This window comes from Tenacibaculum amylolyticum (genome assembly GCF_964511145.1).
GTDB classification, from domain to species: domain Bacteria; phylum Bacteroidota; class Bacteroidia; order Flavobacteriales; family Flavobacteriaceae; genus Polaribacter; species Polaribacter amylolyticum.
Genome location: NZ_CAZEFZ010000026.1, coordinates 91,745 through 109,529, shown reverse-complemented (window position 1 = coordinate 109,529; position 17,785 = coordinate 91,745). Strand labels below are relative to the sequence as shown.

Genomic DNA, 17,785 nt, shown 5'->3' with positions numbered 1-17,785 from the left:
AGGAAGCCGCGTTGACTGAAAGATAAAAAGTTGTTTGAGCGCAAGCGAGTTCTTTTTATCAGTGGAAGATTCCATTGTATTTTCTCAAATTTTTATTCGAAGTCTTGATTTTTGTTTCTTTTCATCAAGGAAAAGAAAGAGGGAAGTTATTGTTTTTCTTTAAAATATATAGATTATAAAAGTCGTCAATGGTATTAATTCTTCTTAATGAAATGAAGAAAAATTATATTTAAACCTTACTATTAGTTTAGCATTTTATCTTTAAAGAAGTTTAAAAAGATTTTAATATGTGTCTTCTAACCTTATAATTAAATATTTACACTACGTTTTTTATATCTCTTTTCAAAAAGAATAACGTTTGTATAATACGTCTTGTAACCTTTTTTTAAAACACCGTATCTAACTAGAAATAAAAACAAAATATGGAATCATTTATAGGGTTTAGAGAGATTTTAGCACTTATCATAATTGTATCAGCAATTACTATTTACTTTTTTAATAAAGCAAGGCATTTAGAGCGCATGGCACAAATAGAAAGAGATCAACTAAATGCGTATCAGAAAAGAAATGGCAATTCTTATCTCGAAATAAAATTAGGATTATTGATGCTAGGATTAGGCTTTGGGATGTTTATTGCTTGGATTTGGGAACGAATAGATCGTACTGTTAATACTGACTATGCCACATATCCAGCCTTTATGCTTTTCTTTGGAGGTTTAAGTCTGCTGCTATCGTATGCTATAACAAACCGTTTAGATAAGCGTTCCAAAAAATAAGTATTCGTTATGGATGATGAATACCTGAAAAAAGTATTAAACGGAGATATTCAATCTTTTTCATATTTCATTAATACGTATCAAAATGCAGCGTATGCAATTGCAATTTCTATGGTAAAATCTGATGATAAAGCGAAAGATGTTGTACAGGAAAGTTTTATTCAGGCTTATAATGCGTTATCTTCTTTTAAAAAGAAATCTAAATTTTCAACTTGGCTATATCGTATTGTAGTGAACAAAAGTTTACGACTTCTAGAAAAAGAACAGAGATATGTGCAAGATGATTTATCATCAAATTCAATTATAGAAAATAAAATAAGCTATAATGAAGCATTACACAATTTAAAAACAGATGAATTGAAGCAATTAATAAAGAGTATACTGAATAAAATGCCATCTAAAGAAGCGTTGGTATTACAGTTGTTTTATTTAAATGAATTGAAAATCAATGAAATTTTTCAAATTTCAAACTTTACAAAAGCGAATATAAAAGTGCTATTGCATAGAGGGCGTGAACGCTTTTATATACTATTAAAAGATGAATATAATATCTCTAGTATTAATGATTTACCCTAGTAATATGGAACAAAAAGATGAATTAAAAGAACTTTTAAAAACAATTGATACCGTTCATGAAAACGTGAACTTAGAAATTGATATTATACAACAACTTGAAAAACAAGAAAAAATTCAAGCGGAAATCATTCAAAATAGAAGATATGGTTTTATGGGAATGATGATTACATTGGTCTTAACCGTACTCATTATTTTTAATACTCCAAACCTTGATGAAATTTTGAGAAAACCAATATTTCAATTAGGAATATGTGGATTTATTCTAATACTATTTTTTATCCAATTAGAAACAGCTTCAAAGAACTCGAAGAAAGTATATAAATCATAGTATACTATCTTTTTTAAACAGTAACCTATTATTATAAATATATAGCAATCAAGCTATTTTAACATGCATTTGCAAAAAAATCTTTTGCGAACAGGAAATCTATTACATAAATATAACATATAATGAAAATACTTAGGAACATTTTACAACATGCCTTACTTGTCATATTACTATTTTTCAACTCTTGTATTAATAGCCAAAATACTATCGAAAGTATTATGGACGATTATGCAGAAAATGGAAGAAAAACGATTGGAAGTCCGTTCACAGGAACTGTATTAGTTGCCAAAAAAGGTAAAATACTATTCGAAGGCTCTTACGGTTTTAAGGATCGAAAAAATAAGATACCTAATACAATAGATACTAAATTTCTTATTGGTTCTTTAACAAAACAATTCGTAGCCATGCTGAGTATGCAATTAATGGAGCAAGGGAGATTACAACTTGATGATCCGGTTACAAAATACCTTAAGTATATGCCCAAAAAGTATAATGATATTACGATACATCAATTACTTTCACATACATCAGGATTACCACATTATGAAGGGTTTGTAGCTATTGGCATCAATAAGAATGCATTGATACATAATGCATATACACCAAAGGAATTAGCTTTGTTAATTAGTAAGGTAGCATTGAGAAACGAATCTAAATCGAATACCACATTCCATTATAGTAGCTTAGGATACATGCTATTAGGAGCTATTATAGAGGAAGCTTCTGGAAAATCATTTTCAGAATTATTAAAGATACATATAACAGAACCTTTAGGGTTGAAAAACACAGGATTTGCGTCGAACGAATTTGTAAAAAAAGAGGTCGCTAAAGGATATGCTTTTAAAGAAGATAAAACCTATAAGATGATTCTCAAGAAATATGGAGGAGAATTTAAAGAAGTACCATATAGAGATCAATCTAACAGTTACACAGCTGGAGGAATGTATTCTACAGTAAATGATTTGTTTATTTGGAGTGAGGCCATAAAAAATAATAAGTTGATTTCAGAGGAAACAACAAAGCAAATGCTACAACCAGTACAACAAGGATATGCTTATGGATGGATTAGAAATTGGGAAGATATTATGGAAAGAAATATAAAAGGACAATTGTATTCGCATACAGGATCAACTTTTGGACATGCTTCTACAATTAGTATGTTTGATGATGGTACGACGATTATATTTACAGCAAATGTGAATAGAATAAAAGCTCAAAAAATAATCCACAATTTATATTTAGCAGCAAATGATTTAGAAGACGTTTATCATCTCAAAGGGTATCCAGATAGAAGTTCTTTGGCAGAATTTGAGGAAGATGGTGGTATAGAAGCCTTGCATACTTATTTTAAAGAATTATCTGATTTATGTGGATATCAAGTAAAACCTTCCAGCGGTTCATTACAGCAAATCATTACGCTATATTATAAAAATGGAAAAATTACACAAGGTGATAGTATTCGAAATGCTTATATAAAATTGTATCATCCATCTGAAGAAGAAATCAATAGATTAGGATATCGTATTATGAAGTTTAACTGCCTAAAATCTATAGAAATTTTAGAATACAACACCCAAAATTTCTCAAATTCAGCAAATGCTTGGGATAGCCTAGGTGAAGCGTATGTAGAGTGTAAATCCTATAAAAAAGCATTTGTATGCCTTGAAAAAGCAGTGAGTTTAGCTATTAATAGTAATAATCCAAATCTAACTTTATTTCAAAAAAGGTTAAAAAAAATAAAGTCATTGGTAAAGTAAGCTAATTCTTTCACAAGTTTCAATATTGTTAGAATTCTCAATTATTAAATTCAAAGTAATAGTATTCTCTTAAAACAAGAAGTTAAAACTTTAAGAGTACATATGTTTTTATGTGATTATTAGTAACTTTAGCAAAACAATCAACTACAAAAAATGAAAATAACGAATATTTACATGAAGTTTGGAGATCTTGTAACCTTAACATGCCTAAGATTAGAGAATGCTTAGATGTAGTGATTGTTTTTCACAATGGAGTAGATAAAAATCATTGAAAAATTTAGTTATTCGTAAAAAAATAACGCTTAATCAATCAATACTTTACATATTTAGAATCACATAATGAAAAAAACAATTATTGTACTACTCAGTCTCTTTTTGAGTGTTAGCCAAGCAACACATGCTCAAAAAAGAAAAAAGAAAAAGACTGAAGAAAAAACACCGTTAGAAACAATCAATATTTCTGGGTTGAAATGGCGTAATGTAGGACCAGCCTTAACTTCAGGAAGAATTTCTGATTTTGCATTTAATCCGAATAATCCTTTTGAATATTATGTTGCTACAGCAGCAGGAGGTGTATGGAAAACAGTAAATGCAGGAATTACATACGAACCAATTTTTGATGGACAAGGATCTTATTCTATAGGTTGTATTACAATGGATCCAAACAATTCAAATGTAATTTGGGTAGGTACTGGAGAAAATAACAATCAACGTTCTGTTTCCTATGGAGATGGTGTATACAAATCATTAGACGGAGGGAAATCGTGGCAACACATGGGTTTAAAAACTTCTGAGCATATAGGAAAAATCATTGTTGATCCAGAAAACTCTGATATAGTGTATGTAGCAGCGATTGGTCCTTTATGGAGTAAAGGAGGAGATCGTGGGCTCTATAAAACAGAAGATGGGGGAAAAACATGGACATTAATTATAAAAGTTGATGAGCATACTGGAGTAAATGATGTGGTAATGGATCCAAGAGATCCGAATGTTTTGTATGCTTCTACCTTTCAAAGAAGGCGTCACGTATACACCTATGTTGGAGGTGGACCAGGATCTGGAATTTTGAAAAGTACTGACGGAGGAAAAACATGGACAAAAATTAATAAAGGTTTGCCTAATGTAGAATTAGGTCGTATTGGTTTGGCAATTTCTCCTGCAAATCCAGAAAAAATATATGCTATTGTGGAAGCAGCAGATAGAAAAGGAGGCTTTTTCGTATCTACAAATAGAGGAGCAAGTTGGAAAAAACAAAGCTCTCATGTAACTAGTGGAAACTATTATCAAGAAATTATTGCAGATCCTATAGATGAAAATACAGTGTATTCTATGGATACGTGGATGTCTGTAACTCATGATGGTGGTAAAACTTTTGAATTAGTTGGAGAAGATACCAAGCACGTAGACAACCACTGTATGTGGATAAATCCCAAAAACAACAAACATTGGGTTGTAGGTTGTGACGGAGGAATTTATGAAACATTTGACGCTGCAAAAACATGGGATTTTAAAGAAAACTTACCTGTAACACAGTTTTATAAGGTTGCTGTAGATAACGACTATCCTTTTTATAATATTTATGGAGGAACACAAGACAATTTTAGTTTAGGAGGACCTTCTAGAGTATTAACAAATCATGGAATACGAAATTCAGAATGGTTTATTACAAATGGAGGAGATGGTTTTGAATCTCAAATAGATCCTAACAATCCAAATATTGTATATGCACAATCACAGTACGGTGGTTTAGTTCGTTTTGATAAAAAGAGTGGAGAAACTGTAGGAATTAAACCTAAAGCTAGAAAAGGTGAAAATGCATATCGCTTTAATTGGGATGCTCCGTTAGCAGTAAGTAAGCACGTTCCAGGAAGATTATATTTTGCTGCCAACAAAATATTTAAATCAGATGATTATGGAAATACTTGGGAAGTAATTAGTGATGATTTGTCGCAACAAATAGATCGTAATAAATTAAAAGTATACGATCGCGTAGTAAGTATAGATGCAGTAATGAAAAACGGATCGACTTCTCCTTATGGAAGTGTTGTTGCTTTTTCAGAATCACCTGTAAATAAAAATTTATTAGCTGCAGGAACAGATGATGGATTAATTCATATTTCTGAAGATGGAGGAAAAACATGGCGTAAAATTTCAAAAATTCAAGGAGCACCAGCGCAATCGTATGTAAATAGCGTGTATTTATCTAGACATAATGAAAACGTAATCTACGCAGCATTTAATCATCATAAATATGGTGATTTTAAACCGTATATATTTAAATCAACAGATAAAGGAAAAACATGGACTCCAATTGCATCAAATCTTCCAGAACGTGGTAGTATTTATGCTATTGAAGAAGATACTAAAGACAGAAATCTTCTTTTTGTAGGAACAGAATTTGGTGCATTCTTTTCACCAGATCAAGGAAAAACTTGGAAACAATTAAAAAGCGGACTTCCAACGATTGCAGTTAGAGACATTGCCATTCAGGAACGAGAAAATGATTTGATTTTAGGAACTTTTGGGCGTGGATTTTATGTATTAGATGATTATGCTGTATTAAGAAATATTAAAAACGTAAAACCAACAGAAAAAGCTAAAATTTATCCAATTCGTACTGCTTTAATGTGGGAAAAGAGTAGTCCTTTAGGGCTACCAGGAAAGTCATTCCAAGGAGATAATTTGTATACAGCACCTAATTTAGGCCCCGAAGCAATAATTACGTATTATTACGATTCAAATTTCAAATCGTTAAAAAGTCAACGTCAAAAGAAAGAGAAGAAATTAATCAAATCTGGATCAGATACACCTTATCCAAGTTATGATGCTTTAAAAGCAGAGACAGAGGAAAGTAAAGATGAGTTGGTTTTCACTATTAAAGATAAGAATGGGAATGTAGTAAAAAAAGAGTTCAAACCAGCTAGAAAAGGAGTACAACGATTCCTTTGGAACTTACGATATACTCCTCAAGATCCTATTAGTTTGAGTAAACCAAGATTTTACAATCCTTTTGCTGGTAAAAAAGAAGGAACCTTAGTAGCTCCTGGAACATATACGGTAGAAATGTCATTGTTAAAAGATGGTACGTTGAGTAAATTAACAGATCCTGTATCTTTTGAGGTAAAACCCTTGAATAATGTTGAAATGCCAGCGAAAGATCGTTTAGAAAAAGTAGCATTTCAAAAGAAATTGGCCAAGTTACAAGCTGATTTAAGAATTGCACAAAACTTAATGTCAGAATCTAGAAATAAGTTACGTTATATAAAAGTAGCCATTAAACAAGCAGATCAACCTTTAGGAGGCTTATTAACTGAAGTAAAAGGAATTGAAGATCAGTTAGAACAAATTCAGTTAGATTTATATGGAGACCCAATAAAACGTAGATTAGATATAGATCAGCCATTATCTCCTGCAAGTCGCTTAGGATCTATTGGTTATGAACAAAAATATTCTACTGCTACGCCAACAAATACACATAAGGAAAGCTATGCAATAGCTAAAGAACAAGTTGAAGCGATTAAAAGAAAAGCAGAGCAAGTGTACAATCAAGATGTAAAAGCTTTAGAGAAGAAATTAATTGCTTCTGGAGCGCCTTATACACCTGGAAGAGGCTATGAGGATTAAGTTTATATATCTTAACCAAAATCTTGTTTAAAAATTAGTATAAAATAAAAGTGACTGTAAAAACTACAGTCACTTTTTTATATAATTATATTCAGTTTTATCTTCTTTTATATCTTAAATCTCTAGCTTTGATCTCTTTACTCCATAATTCTTTACCTTCTTTATTAAAGATTTTAATGTTTAAAATACGATCTGTGCGAGGTCCACTAACGTTTAAGATTCCAAAATTGTGTTCACCTATTAAGGTATCCTCTAATTTATAAGCATTATACTCCTCTTTACTAGCATGCGCTCCAGAAGTTAGGGGAGAACAAGTTAAATCGTATAGAGGATAAACATTTTTAGCTTCTTTCATTCTACTAAGTACTGTATGATGTCTATCTCCATCTAAGAAAATAACACCCTCAATTTTTGCTTCTCTAATCTTTTGAATTAAATAGGCTCTCTCTTTAGGAAAAGTAGCATAGTTTTCATGCATTGCTTCAGAACTTAATACTTGTCCGCCTATAGCAATAAATTTAAAAGGTGCTCTACTAGAAGCTAAAGCATTAATTAACCAGTCAATTTGTTCTTTTCCTAACATTTGACGCTCTCCTGTGAAATTTCTATTAGCAGTTCTATAATAACGATTGTCTAACAAGAAAAAATCTAAATCTCCCCATTGGAATGATCCTGTAATTCCACCAGTATCTAAAGCGTCGTAATTTGGATTTCCCCAAAAAAGTTTAAACATCTCAGCAGATGTTTTCTTCAAAGGAAAGCTACCATCAGAATCATTAGGACCAAAATCATGATCGTCCCAAATAGCATAATGATGAGTAGAAGCAAGTAAAGGCTGCAATTCTTTTAATGATCTTGTATGTGTATATCTATGTAAAAAGCCCGTACGTGTATTCCAATCCGCTTCTCTTAAGTAGGTATTATCACCTAACCAAAGCATAAAATCAGGTTTTTTATCATATACAGCATTAAAAATCTCATAACCGCTACCGTAAGGTTTTCCAGGTCTGTCAAAACGCTTTTCATTTACATAAGTACAGCTTCCAATAGCAAAATTTATTTCTGGAGGATCTGTACGCCATTGCCATAAAGTTTGTGATTGAAACTCCATAGGATAGTTTCGTTTTACTTTCTTTCCATTTACATACAATTCATAGGTATACTTTTTCCCAGGCAGCACCTGATCTGCTACTAATTTTGCAACAAAACCATTGTTGACTTGTGTAGTATATTTTTCTGTTTTAAAACGTTTCTTAGGTTGTTTTTTATCAAAATACTCAAAATGAACGGTTGCAGGTTTTGTAGTTTGTACCCATAATAAAGCTTCTCTCATTGTTGAATAACCTAACATTGGTCCAGATTGTACTAAATCTTGAGCAAAAGAAATTGCAGTATGAAGTAATAGTACAATTACTAAAAAAAGTTGTTGTTTTTTCATATCTAAAGAATATGTGTTCTTGATTTAATAACAAATTTAGAAGTTTAAAACTATTTTATTCATACACAGAACTTAAATAAAATATTATCAATACGCTATTTTAAAAGATTTAACCAGTTTTTGTAACTAAGTTGAATCAAATACCGTCTAATATATATTTAAAATCAACGAAACTAAATGAATTCAATTAGTAAACCTACGAGTACGCATCAAAAAGACTTCTTATTAGACCTTATTATATACTTATCAGTAATGTTTTTAATAAGAGAAATTTATTTTCCTAAACTTCATTTCATTACTAATGGACTATTTTGGTCTTTTTCTACTTTAATTATTGCTTCTTGGAGAATGAAAGTTCGAAATATTTCTTGGAAAGATTTAGGTTTACGAAAACCAGAAAGTTTTTTAAAAATGATACTGGTTACCGTTGGGATTTTAGTAGCAACACCTGTCTTAATTATTATTTTTCAGAAAATACGTGACGTTTTACCATTTACACTAACTCCAGATATGTCATCTGAAAATGCTGTTTCTAAGTTTGGAGAATTAAAAGGAAATTGGGTGCATTTTTTCACAATTATTCCCTTCGTATTATTACAATCTACATTAGAAGAGTTACTAGATAGAGGTTTTCTAATTTCTTGGTTTGAACGCTTATTTTCTTCAACTTCATTTGCTACTGTAATTGCAGTTATATTACAAGCTTTAATTTTTGGTTTTAGACATTCTTATGATATCTCAGAAAGATCTATTACTGTGGCTATTATTGGTTTGGTAATGGGAATCGCTTATGTAAAATTTGGCAGGAATTTATGGCCATTAATTATAGCTCATTGCATATTGAATACGATGTCTATGGCTGGACGAGTTTTAGATTAATTTAAAGAAGATGTTTACCTTAAAAAGGCAAACACCTTCTTTATTCTTACTTTTTTGATTTCATTAAGAACACAGTTTCCTTAATAACAAACCAACAGAAGTATACAATACCTACAGAGAAAATAACGTCTCCAACTATTCGCATCCATTTTATAGTTTGTACAGTAGGAGTGTATAAAAGTTCAGCATCTCTAGCGTAAGAATATCCTTTTGTAATTGAAGTATACGCTTGTATAATTCCTAATGGTAATAGACTTAATACCACCATTAAAATCAATCCAATATTTAATAACCAAAAAGCATTTCTAATCAATTTTTCATTCCATAATCTTTTAGAATATAATCGTAAACACGTAATTATGAATCCCATTCCTAACATACCATATACACCAAATAATGCTGTATGCGCATGTACAGCTGTGGTATTTAATCCTTGTATGTAATACAATGCTATTGGTGGATTAATTAAGAATCCAAATACCCCAGCACCAAGCATATTCCAAAAAGCAACAGAAATAAAGAAGAAGATAGGCCATTTATAGCGTTGTATCCATTCATTCTCTTTTAATAAATTCCAATTCTCTCTTATTTCAAACCCCATTAAGGTTAAAGGAACAACTTCTAGAGCACTAAATGTAGCTCCTAATGCTATGGCTTGTACAGGAGTTCCTGAATAATATAAATGATGTAAAGTTCCTATAATTCCACCCGCTAAAAAGATAGTTGCAGAAGCAATAGAAGCTTTCCCTGCTGTTTTAATTGAGATGATTTTCATTCTAGAAAATAAATAAGCAATCGTTACAGTAGCAAATACTTCAAAGAAACCTTCAACCCATAAATGTACTAACCACCACCTCCAATAATTTATTACAGGTAATGTACTATTTTCTCCATACATTAAACCAGAGAAAAAGAACATTCCTATGGCCATAACAGCTACGAGTAGTATAATTAATAAATGTTTAGAATCGTCTTTTTTCCGAATGGCAAAAAGAATATGTCTGCCCACCATAAACATCCATAGAATAAGACCAATAGCTAATAATATTTGCCAGAACCTTCCTAAATCCATATACTCATATCCTTGATGTCCAAAGAAAAAGTTTGTAGAAAGTTCTAAAAATTGATGTATTCCTAACCATTCACCTAACATAGAACCTACTACTATAATTAATGCTGCAATGAATAAGAAATTAATACCCAAAATTTGATATTTCATTTCTTTACCACTAATCATAGGAGCTAAAAATAATCCTGTTGCTAACCATGTAACAGCAATCCAAAACACAGCTAATTGTGTGTGCCAAGTTCTTGTTATGGAATAAGGTAAATATTGCGATAATTCAAAACCAAAAAAAGCTTGTCCTTCTACAGTATAATGCACTGTAATAATGCCCAGTACAACTTGTAAAGCAATCAATAAAGAAACTACAAAGAAGTATTTTAAAACTGCTTTCTGAGATCTAAATAAAGGCATTGCAAGTAAAGGATCTTTGCTAGGACTTGTAATTGCTTCTCCTTTTTCATGGTTTCTGATATGATAAAATGCGAGAATACCTATAAATAAGATCAATAGAATGATTGAAAAACCAGACCAAATTTGGGAATCTGCAGTAATTGTATTATTAATTAAAGGTTCGTGTGGCCAATTAGAAGTATAAGTATAATCTTTATTTGGTCTATTAGTACTTGCTGCCCATGAAGTCCAAAACAAGAAAGCATTTAATTGTTTTAGTTTTGTACTATCTGTTAGTGCTCCTTTTTGAATAGCATACTTTTCATGTCCATTAAAAAATATGGAACTATAATGTTGAATATTAGCTTTAATAGCTGCCAATCTTGCTTTAGAAATAGTAATAGAACCATCTGATTTATTATAAGTATTGGTTCTAATTTCCTTAACCAATCTCGCTTTAAGAGCACCTTGTTTTTCTACATCTAAATTTTTATATGACGAACCATAATCTTTATGCGCCCAAAAATTCAATAAATATTTTGCTTCTCTATGAATCCAGTCAGCAGACCAATCTGGGGCTACATAACTTCCATGTCCCCAAATAGATCCTACTTCCATACCACCTATAGATTCCCATACATTTTGTCCAGTTTGTATATCTGATTTATTATAAAAAACCTCATTTGTTTCTTTTACAATTACCTTTTCGGGTATGGGAGGTTGTGTTTGATATATTTCTGTACCTACCCATATAAGTGCAGCAAAAGATGATACTACTACAAGGATAAATATTGTCCAAATTTTCTTCATTTCTTTAATTGTTTAGTTTGTTTTCGATTGAAATTGCTTTTTTAAATAAAATGTTGTTTTCTATATGAATGTGTTTGTGCAAATCATCTTCAAACTCTTTAAGTAAAATGAAAGCTATTCTGTAAGTACTACAGCTATCTTCTGGAGGTTGATAATTATTAGATAGCTCAGCAATCTTTCTAAAACGTTCCCCTTCATTATCATGCTCTGTATGCATCATTTCAATAGGATTACTGATAGAGCCAAAAGGAGGAGGCGTGAGTTTTTCGTTATTTTTGTTAGCCTTTGCAATTTTTTTAATAAAGGGAAAGAGAATTAACTCTTCTTTCTTCATATGCATCGTTAAATCACCTAAAGCATCTTTAAATAAGGTATTTATTTCAAAAAGCTCAGGATGCTTTTTCCCATGTACATTGCATATCTTATCTAAATAACTAATGATTTCTGGCCCTCTTCTTTCTATATATAAATGATGATTTTGATAGATATAATCACTTAAAAAGCCAATATCCCAACTTTGATAATCTTTCGATGTAGATGAAATTTTATGCAACTTTTTTATTTCGGATATAAGTACTTTTATATCAATATCCTTTTCTGAAGATACTTCTTTTAATGTTCTGTTACCGTTACAACAGAAGTCTATTTCATATTTTTTAAAAACAGTTGCTGTATTATAATTTTCAGCAACTATTTCTGAAATCAGTGTGTTAGTATGTATATTCATTTTTGTGTAAAATTTGAATTCCTATAATTAATAATGCTAATACTTTGATGAATTCTAAAAAGACATATAAAAAATGATCATACGTCTGTTTAACAGGCATATTTGTAATAATTAATTGAACTCTTTCATCTAAAATGGGTAATAAGTAAAAGCTTTGAAATACTAGTATTGAGAAGGGGAGGAGTAAACTTCTAAAAAGCTTCTTTTTTAATAAGGTTTTGTTGTTAAGTATTACTATAATAATAATCGTAGCAATAACTAATTCTACTTTGTTTAAAGCATTAAAAACCAAACTCCCAATAGCTAAACCTATTTTTTGAGTAACGCCTGTAGCCTTAAATTTTAACCAAGCTTCCATAAAACTAATGGCCCCAACAAAACCAATCCAGATGAAAATTGATGCACTTATTATATATGGTTTTAATAATTTCTTCATTGTATAACAGATGTTTTTATCTTTTATGTAAATTGTTGTTTATAAAGGATATTTTTATCTTTTATTGTTTTAAAAATAAAGAGGGACCCCCTCCTTAAAAAATGTATAGATTATCTTTTTAGTTGTAGTATTTTATTTTCTCCAGTTTCAGATTTTAATAAGTCGTATACAGTTGTGGTTTCTAGCATAGTCTTTAAATTACTTCTAATATCAATAAACTTATCATGAATAGGGCATGGATTTTTAGCATTACATTCTTTTAAACCAAGTCCGCAACCAGTATAAATTTTATCTCCATCTATCACTTGTACAATTTGACTTAATTTGATCTCTTTTGTTTTTTCTTCATGAATTAAGAAACCACCATAAGGGCCTTTTATAGAGTCGATTATATTATTTCTAGTTAGTATCTGTAATATTTTCCCAGTAAATGCTTCAGGTGAATCTGTTGCACTAGCAATTTCCTTCACACTGGTTTTATTACCTAGTGAGGTTTGTTTAGCGACATAAATAACAGCTCGCATTCCATATTCACATGACTTTGAAAACATATATAGAAAGTTTCTGCAAATATAAACAGTTTTTATAAAGGATAAAAATATCTTTTATAAAAACTGTTTAATTATTTAATGTAATACAAGGGGAGAATAGCTTACAATTCAATAAATAAATGAAAAATTAGTTCAAAGTATGTTTCTTTATATATTCTTTTGGACTCATTCCTATTTTCTTTTTAAAGACTCTCGTAAAGTACTGAGGATATTCAAAACCTAGTTTGTAAGCTGTTTGAGAAATAGAGAAGTTAGGATTTAATAATAAACTTTTAGCTTCTTCAATTAAGAATAAATTGATTTGATCTATTGCTGTTTTTCCAGTTTCAGCTTTTATCGTATCACTCATATATCTATGACTTACTTTTAATTGAGCAGCCATCCAATCTACAGAAGGAATACCTTCTTCTGCAAATAGATCTTGCTCAAAATAGGTATTCAGTACATCTTTAAACTTTGTAATTAAAATCTTGTTATCTTCTGTTCTGTTTATAAATTGTCTTTTGTAGAAACGATCTGCATATTTTAATAAGGTTTCTAGCTGCGAAATAATAATTTCCTTACTAAATTCATCTTGGTTATTAAGATATTCTATTTCAATATTTTTGAAAATATCTTTGATGATTTGTTCTTCTTTAGGAGATAAGTGCAAGGCTTCGTTTACATTATAATTAAAGAAATTATATTGTTTGATTTTTTGATAAATATCTAAATTACGAATATAATCCTTGTGAAAGGCTATATGATAGCTTTCGGAACTGAATACAATATTTTTAAAACTTAATTTTTGATTAGGTGCAGTAAATAACAATGTTCCATTAGAGCAATCATACTTTGTACGTCCATAGGTTACTTCGCCAGAGATAATCTTTTTAAAACTGATACTATAAAACTGACAATTAAGTTCTATTGGATCATCAAAATCGTAGCTATTACAATTTACTTCCTCATCTTCTTTTAATGTATTATGTACAACACTAAATAAAGGATTTTCAGACTCTGGTAACTCAAAATGCTTGTGATACTCTGATATTGTATTAAAATGATAACTAGGCATTTTACTTTAAATTAAATTTAAATGTATGATATTAATTACGATTCCACCAATTTTGAGTAGTTGATACAGTCTCGTTTATGGTTGTAGGTTTTCCTATTTCAGGAATTACTAGTGTTAAATTTAATTCTTTTGCTTTCTGCATTACTCTTTGAACAGGATCTGTCCAAGAATGTTGTGCTAACTTAAAAGCTCCCCAGTGAATTGGCATTGCTTTTTTAGCTTTTACATCTATCGCAGCTTGTGCAGTTTGCTCAGGAAACATATGTACTTCTGGCCATAATTCGTTATACTGACCACATTCCATCATAGCAAAATCAAAAGGACCATATTTCTCACCAATTTCTTTAAAGTGTTGAGCATAACCGCTATCACCGCTAAAGAATATTTTTTCATTTGGTGATTGAATTATCCATGAACACCATAAGGTTTTATCTCTATCTGATAATCCTCTTCCTGAAAAATGTTGTGCTGGTGTACTTACAAAAGTCAAACCTTCAAATGTTGTTTCTTGCCACCAATCCAATTCAATAATTTTATCTTTAGAAACACCCCATTGTTGTAAATGTGCTCCAAGTCCTAAAGGAGTAAAAAATGTATTTACTTTATGCTTTAGTTTTCTGATGGACTCATAATCTAAATGGTCATAATGATCGTGAGAAATTAATACGGCATCAATTACTGGTATTTTTTCAATTTCAATAGGCAATTCATTACTAAAACGTTTACTTCCTAGTAAAGGATGAGGCGCTGGAACATCACTAAACATAGGATCTATCAAAAGATTTTTGTGACCTATTTGCAATAAAAAGGCTGAATGTCCAAACCAAATGAATCTAGTTGCACCTTTATAATTTGCTATCTCTGTAGAATCTACCTTTTCAACAGTAATAGGAGGAGTAGGTCTGGCATTAGGAATGCGCTTAAACATTCCACCAATAGCTTTTAACATATCACTAAAACTCATATCAGATTTGATACCGCCAATATTGACAAACTGCCCATTTTTATAATGCGCTGATTTAGCATATATCTTTTGCTGTTCTTTGCTTGTTTTAGCTCCAAATTGAGGACTTAAATTGACAAATAAAATTCCAATAACTATAATGATACCAATAAGAATTCCAACAGTTAACAACATCTTTTTTATAATTTTAAATACTTTTTTCATTATATGACTTAGAGAATAATTAGATTTTATTCTTGTCTTAGTTTATTAAGGGGTGTAAAACAATAGTACGAATTTAAAAATTAGCTCCTTTAATTATAGTACGTAGGTAAAGCCATTTATTTTTAAGCGTAAAGTAACAAGATATACCTAATATAAATAAAAGGAGCTCGAATATGAATCTATACTATCTATACATTACAATTATTTATTGAAAAATGCTGCTACAGCATCAGTTGATACTTTTACAGCTTCTGGTTTGTAATAGAAATCTACATGTCCAAATTCTGGCACAGCTAAAACTTCATGCTCGTTGGTAAGTTTATCAATAAATGCAGTCGAACAAATTGCTGTAGGTGCATCTTTACCATATACAACTAACGTAGGTTGTACAATTTTATCTGCATAATGTTCTCCTATAGATATAAGAGATTCCATTGGTTGATCACCTATATGCATGTTAGTGAAATTTTCAATAGTTTTTGGGCCTTTAATTCCATCTCTTCCATAATAATTATACGATTCTTCAGCCATTACTCCAGCAACAGCAATATAATCTTCTCTAGATTGCTCATCGTTAAGTCCAAAAGGAGCTACATAATCTGGTTTTCTTGTTTCATATATCTTTTGTCTCGAATTATTTGCAGCCGCAATCATTTGGTTAACCATTGCTTTATCGGTCCATTGAAAAGCATCAGAAGCCATCATACCAGACACAGTAGCAATTTTTTTAATTCTATGGTCTGTTATTGATGCTGAAGCGATGATAGAGCCTCCTTGACATACACCCATTCCATAAATTTCGGAAACAAAAGAAAGTGTTCCTAAATATGAAACGGCATCCCAAGTATTTTCAATTAATCTAAACATATATCGAGATTGTTTAAACTCTCCAGATAATGCTGGTGAATCTCCCATTCCTAAATAATCAAATCCTAAGAAAACAAATCCTCTTTTAGCCATTTCTGGTCCATAAGTTCCTAAAACTTGCTCTTTTACTTGTGGAAACGGACTAGCGCCAACAATTGCTTTATATTTTTTGTTTTCATCAAATCCTTCAGGTAGGTACAAATCACCAACTAATGCTACTCCAAATGATGTAAAGGTTATGCTGTTTTTTCCTGCTTGTAATTTCATAATATATACTGTTTTAAAATTTAGTTCAAATTATTTGATTACAAAATTAGGCCACACATCAAGTGTAGTTTTTAAACATTTTGGTAAGAGACGTATACATTTTGGTATAAAATAATTTTCTATCAACCATTGTTAAGTAACAACTGGAATTGTGTAAAGCTTTTAAAGTGATTTCTTTCTTTAAAAAGAGAAATCGTCGATATGCATACAATGTCTTTGAACTTGTATACAGAAGCAAGATAAGACGGATACTACATTTGTATTATTAATAATTTATAAGTGTAAAAAATGAACAAAATAGTCTTAATAACAGGAGCTTATAGAGTGGTAAAGGAAAAATATACCAAAAGAATTTAGGTTGGGTGTAAACTAACCCCATTTCGTTTTTAACTCTTTATATTTAGTTCGCCCAATAGGAATGGGATCACCATTTTTAAGTGTAGCGGTGTATTTACTTCCAGAAGAAACATTAATTTGAGCTATCTCTGAGGTTTTTACTAAGTAAGATTTATGGATACGTTCAAAAGAAGGAGCTAATAATTGCTCTAGCTTTTCAAGTGATTTATCATGCAATTCTTTCCTATCATTTTTTAAATAAAGTTCTGTGTAAACTCCAGCACCTTTTATATAAAGTACCTCTTCAATAGCAATCAATTGTACTTTATGACGCTTTTTTATGGCTAAAAACTTAATTGAATTGGTTGTTGTATTTTCTTTTGCATGTATTCGTTGTAAAGCTTGTGCTAAGCGTTCTTTATTAAAAGGTTTTGGAACAAAATCGAGTACCCCATATTCAAAAGCTGTAATGGCTTGATCTTTATATGCAGAAATAATAATGGTGTGGAAAGATTCACCAATTACTGTAGTTAATAAATCAAAACCACTGTCACCGTTAAGATTCAAATCTAAAAGCACCAAATCTAAAGTATTATGTTCTATAAATTGTATAGCAGCTTGTAGTGTATTTATATGTGTTATAGACTGTATTGTATCTCCAAGAATTTCACGAATCATTCGTTGTATTCTTTTGGCTATTCTAGATTCGTCTTCAACAATTAAAATATGCAT

The 17,785-nt window shown here is 30.6% G+C and carries 15 protein-coding genes; 6 read left to right on the top strand and 9 right to left on the bottom strand.

What is annotated here, in order from left to right:
- The first annotated feature begins 422 nt into the window (after positions 1–422).
- From ACKTTC_RS08755 to ACKTTC_RS08735, 5 genes are all read left to right on the top strand, one after another.
- On the top strand, positions 423–776 hold the full coding sequence (locus tag ACKTTC_RS08755; RefSeq protein ID WP_408039430.1) for a DUF6249 domain-containing protein: 354 nt from the start codon (positions 423–425) through the stop codon (positions 774–776).
- Positions 777–785: 9 nt separating this feature from the next.
- The gene (locus ACKTTC_RS08750; RefSeq protein WP_408039429.1) at positions 786–1,352 is read left to right on the top strand and encodes an RNA polymerase sigma factor; all 567 of its coding nucleotides are present in this window, start codon (positions 786–788) and stop codon (positions 1,350–1,352) included.
- Entirely contained in the window at positions 1,315–1,680 is a 366-nt protein-coding gene (locus tag ACKTTC_RS08745) for a hypothetical protein (RefSeq protein WP_408039428.1), read from the top strand. Before ACKTTC_RS08750 ends, ACKTTC_RS08745 begins: the two co-directional genes overlap by 38 nt.
- A gap of 122 nt (positions 1,681–1,802) precedes the next feature.
- Entirely contained in the window at positions 1,803–3,437 is a 1,635-nt protein-coding gene (locus ACKTTC_RS08740; RefSeq protein ID WP_408039427.1) for a serine hydrolase domain-containing protein, read from the top strand.
- A gap of 339 nt (positions 3,438–3,776) precedes the next feature.
- Positions 3,777–7,061, top strand: a complete 3,285-nt coding sequence (locus tag ACKTTC_RS08735) for a glycosyl hydrolase (RefSeq protein WP_408039426.1) — start codon at positions 3,777–3,779, stop codon at positions 7,059–7,061.
- A gap of 97 nt (positions 7,062–7,158) precedes the next feature.
- On the opposite strand, the gene ACKTTC_RS08730 is transcribed toward ACKTTC_RS08735, so the two are convergent.
- Positions 7,159–8,499, bottom strand: a complete 1,341-nt coding sequence (locus ACKTTC_RS08730; protein ID WP_408039425.1) for an alkaline phosphatase D family protein — start codon at positions 8,497–8,499, stop codon at positions 7,159–7,161.
- 177 nt (positions 8,500–8,676) lie between these two features.
- Between ACKTTC_RS08730 and ACKTTC_RS08725 the strand changes: the two genes are divergently transcribed.
- Positions 8,677–9,378 carry a CPBP family intramembrane glutamic endopeptidase gene (locus tag ACKTTC_RS08725; RefSeq protein WP_408039424.1) on the top strand — a complete coding sequence of 234 codons (702 nt, stop codon included), beginning with the start codon at positions 8,677–8,679 and terminating at the stop codon, positions 9,376–9,378.
- A gap of 46 nt (positions 9,379–9,424) precedes the next feature.
- On the opposite strand, the gene ACKTTC_RS08720 is transcribed toward ACKTTC_RS08725, so the two are convergent.
- The 8 genes from ACKTTC_RS08720 to ACKTTC_RS08685 all read right to left on the bottom strand — a co-directional run bounded on the left by ACKTTC_RS08720 (position 9,425) and on the right by ACKTTC_RS08685 (position 17,785).
- Positions 9,425–11,644 carry a nitric-oxide reductase large subunit gene (locus ACKTTC_RS08720; protein WP_408039423.1) on the bottom strand — a complete coding sequence of 740 codons (2,220 nt, stop codon included), beginning with the start codon at positions 11,642–11,644 and terminating at the stop codon, positions 9,425–9,427.
- A 4-nt stretch (positions 11,645–11,648) separates the two neighbouring features.
- Positions 11,649–12,371, bottom strand: a complete 723-nt coding sequence (gene ric / locus ACKTTC_RS08715; RefSeq protein WP_408039422.1) for an iron-sulfur cluster repair di-iron protein — start codon at positions 12,369–12,371, stop codon at positions 11,649–11,651.
- Entirely contained in the window at positions 12,355–12,807 is a 453-nt protein-coding gene (locus ACKTTC_RS08710; protein ID WP_408039421.1) for a hypothetical protein, read from the bottom strand. Before ACKTTC_RS08710 ends, ric begins: the two co-directional genes overlap by 17 nt.
- Positions 12,808–12,917: 110 nt before the next feature.
- The gene (locus tag ACKTTC_RS08705) at positions 12,918–13,358 is read right to left on the bottom strand and encodes an RrF2 family transcriptional regulator (protein WP_408039420.1); all 441 of its coding nucleotides are present in this window, start codon (positions 13,356–13,358) and stop codon (positions 12,918–12,920) included.
- A gap of 127 nt (positions 13,359–13,485) precedes the next feature.
- Positions 13,486–14,415 carry a helix-turn-helix domain-containing protein gene (locus tag ACKTTC_RS08700; protein ID WP_408039419.1) on the bottom strand — a complete coding sequence of 310 codons (930 nt, stop codon included), beginning with the start codon at positions 14,413–14,415 and terminating at the stop codon, positions 13,486–13,488.
- Positions 14,416–14,446: 31 nt separating this feature from the next.
- The gene (locus ACKTTC_RS08695; protein ID WP_408039418.1) at positions 14,447–15,583 is read right to left on the bottom strand and encodes an MBL fold metallo-hydrolase; all 1,137 of its coding nucleotides are present in this window, start codon (positions 15,581–15,583) and stop codon (positions 14,447–14,449) included.
- Positions 15,584–15,784: 201 nt separating this feature from the next.
- Positions 15,785–16,717 (bottom strand): alpha/beta hydrolase, encoded by a 933-nt coding sequence (locus ACKTTC_RS08690; RefSeq protein ID WP_408039417.1) that lies wholly within the window; start codon positions 16,715–16,717, stop codon positions 15,785–15,787.
- 369 nt (positions 16,718–17,086) lie between these two features.
- The gene (locus ACKTTC_RS08685) at positions 17,087–17,785 is read right to left on the bottom strand and encodes a LytR/AlgR family response regulator transcription factor (RefSeq protein ID WP_408039416.1); all 699 of its coding nucleotides are present in this window, start codon (positions 17,783–17,785) and stop codon (positions 17,087–17,089) included.

Coding starts and splice junctions, on each gene's coding strand:
- ACKTTC_RS08750 (WP_408039429.1), top strand. CDS start 786: ATGGATGATGAATACCTGAAAAAAGTATTAAACGGAGATATTCAATCT.
- ACKTTC_RS08720 (WP_408039423.1), bottom strand. CDS start 11,644: ATGAAGAAAATTTGGACAATATTTATCCTTGTAGTAGTATCATCTTTT.
- ACKTTC_RS08740 (WP_408039427.1), top strand. CDS start 1,803: ATGAAAATACTTAGGAACATTTTACAACATGCCTTACTTGTCATATTA.
- ACKTTC_RS08685 (WP_408039416.1), bottom strand. CDS start 17,785: ATGCATATTTTAATTGTTGAAGACGAATCTAGAATAGCCAAAAGAATA.
- ACKTTC_RS08725 (WP_408039424.1), top strand. CDS start 8,677: ATGAATTCAATTAGTAAACCTACGAGTACGCATCAAAAAGACTTCTTA.
- ACKTTC_RS08755 (WP_408039430.1), top strand. CDS start 423: ATGGAATCATTTATAGGGTTTAGAGAGATTTTAGCACTTATCATAATT.
- ACKTTC_RS08745 (WP_408039428.1), top strand. CDS start 1,315: ATGAATATAATATCTCTAGTATTAATGATTTACCCTAGTAATATGGAA.
- ric (WP_408039422.1), bottom strand. CDS start 12,371: ATGAATATACATACTAACACACTGATTTCAGAAATAGTTGCTGAAAAT.
- ACKTTC_RS08705 (WP_408039420.1), bottom strand. CDS start 13,358: ATGTTTTCAAAGTCATGTGAATATGGAATGCGAGCTGTTATTTATGTC.
- ACKTTC_RS08710 (WP_408039421.1), bottom strand. CDS start 12,807: ATGAAGAAATTATTAAAACCATATATAATAAGTGCATCAATTTTCATC.
- ACKTTC_RS08730 (WP_408039425.1), bottom strand. CDS start 8,499: ATGAAAAAACAACAACTTTTTTTAGTAATTGTACTATTACTTCATACT.
- ACKTTC_RS08700 (WP_408039419.1), bottom strand. CDS start 14,415: ATGCCTAGTTATCATTTTAATACAATATCAGAGTATCACAAGCATTTT.
- ACKTTC_RS08735 (WP_408039426.1), top strand. CDS start 3,777: ATGAAAAAAACAATTATTGTACTACTCAGTCTCTTTTTGAGTGTTAGC.
- ACKTTC_RS08690 (WP_408039417.1), bottom strand. CDS start 16,717: ATGAAATTACAAGCAGGAAAAAACAGCATAACCTTTACATCATTTGGA.
- ACKTTC_RS08695 (WP_408039418.1), bottom strand. CDS start 15,583: ATGAAAAAAGTATTTAAAATTATAAAAAAGATGTTGTTAACTGTTGGA.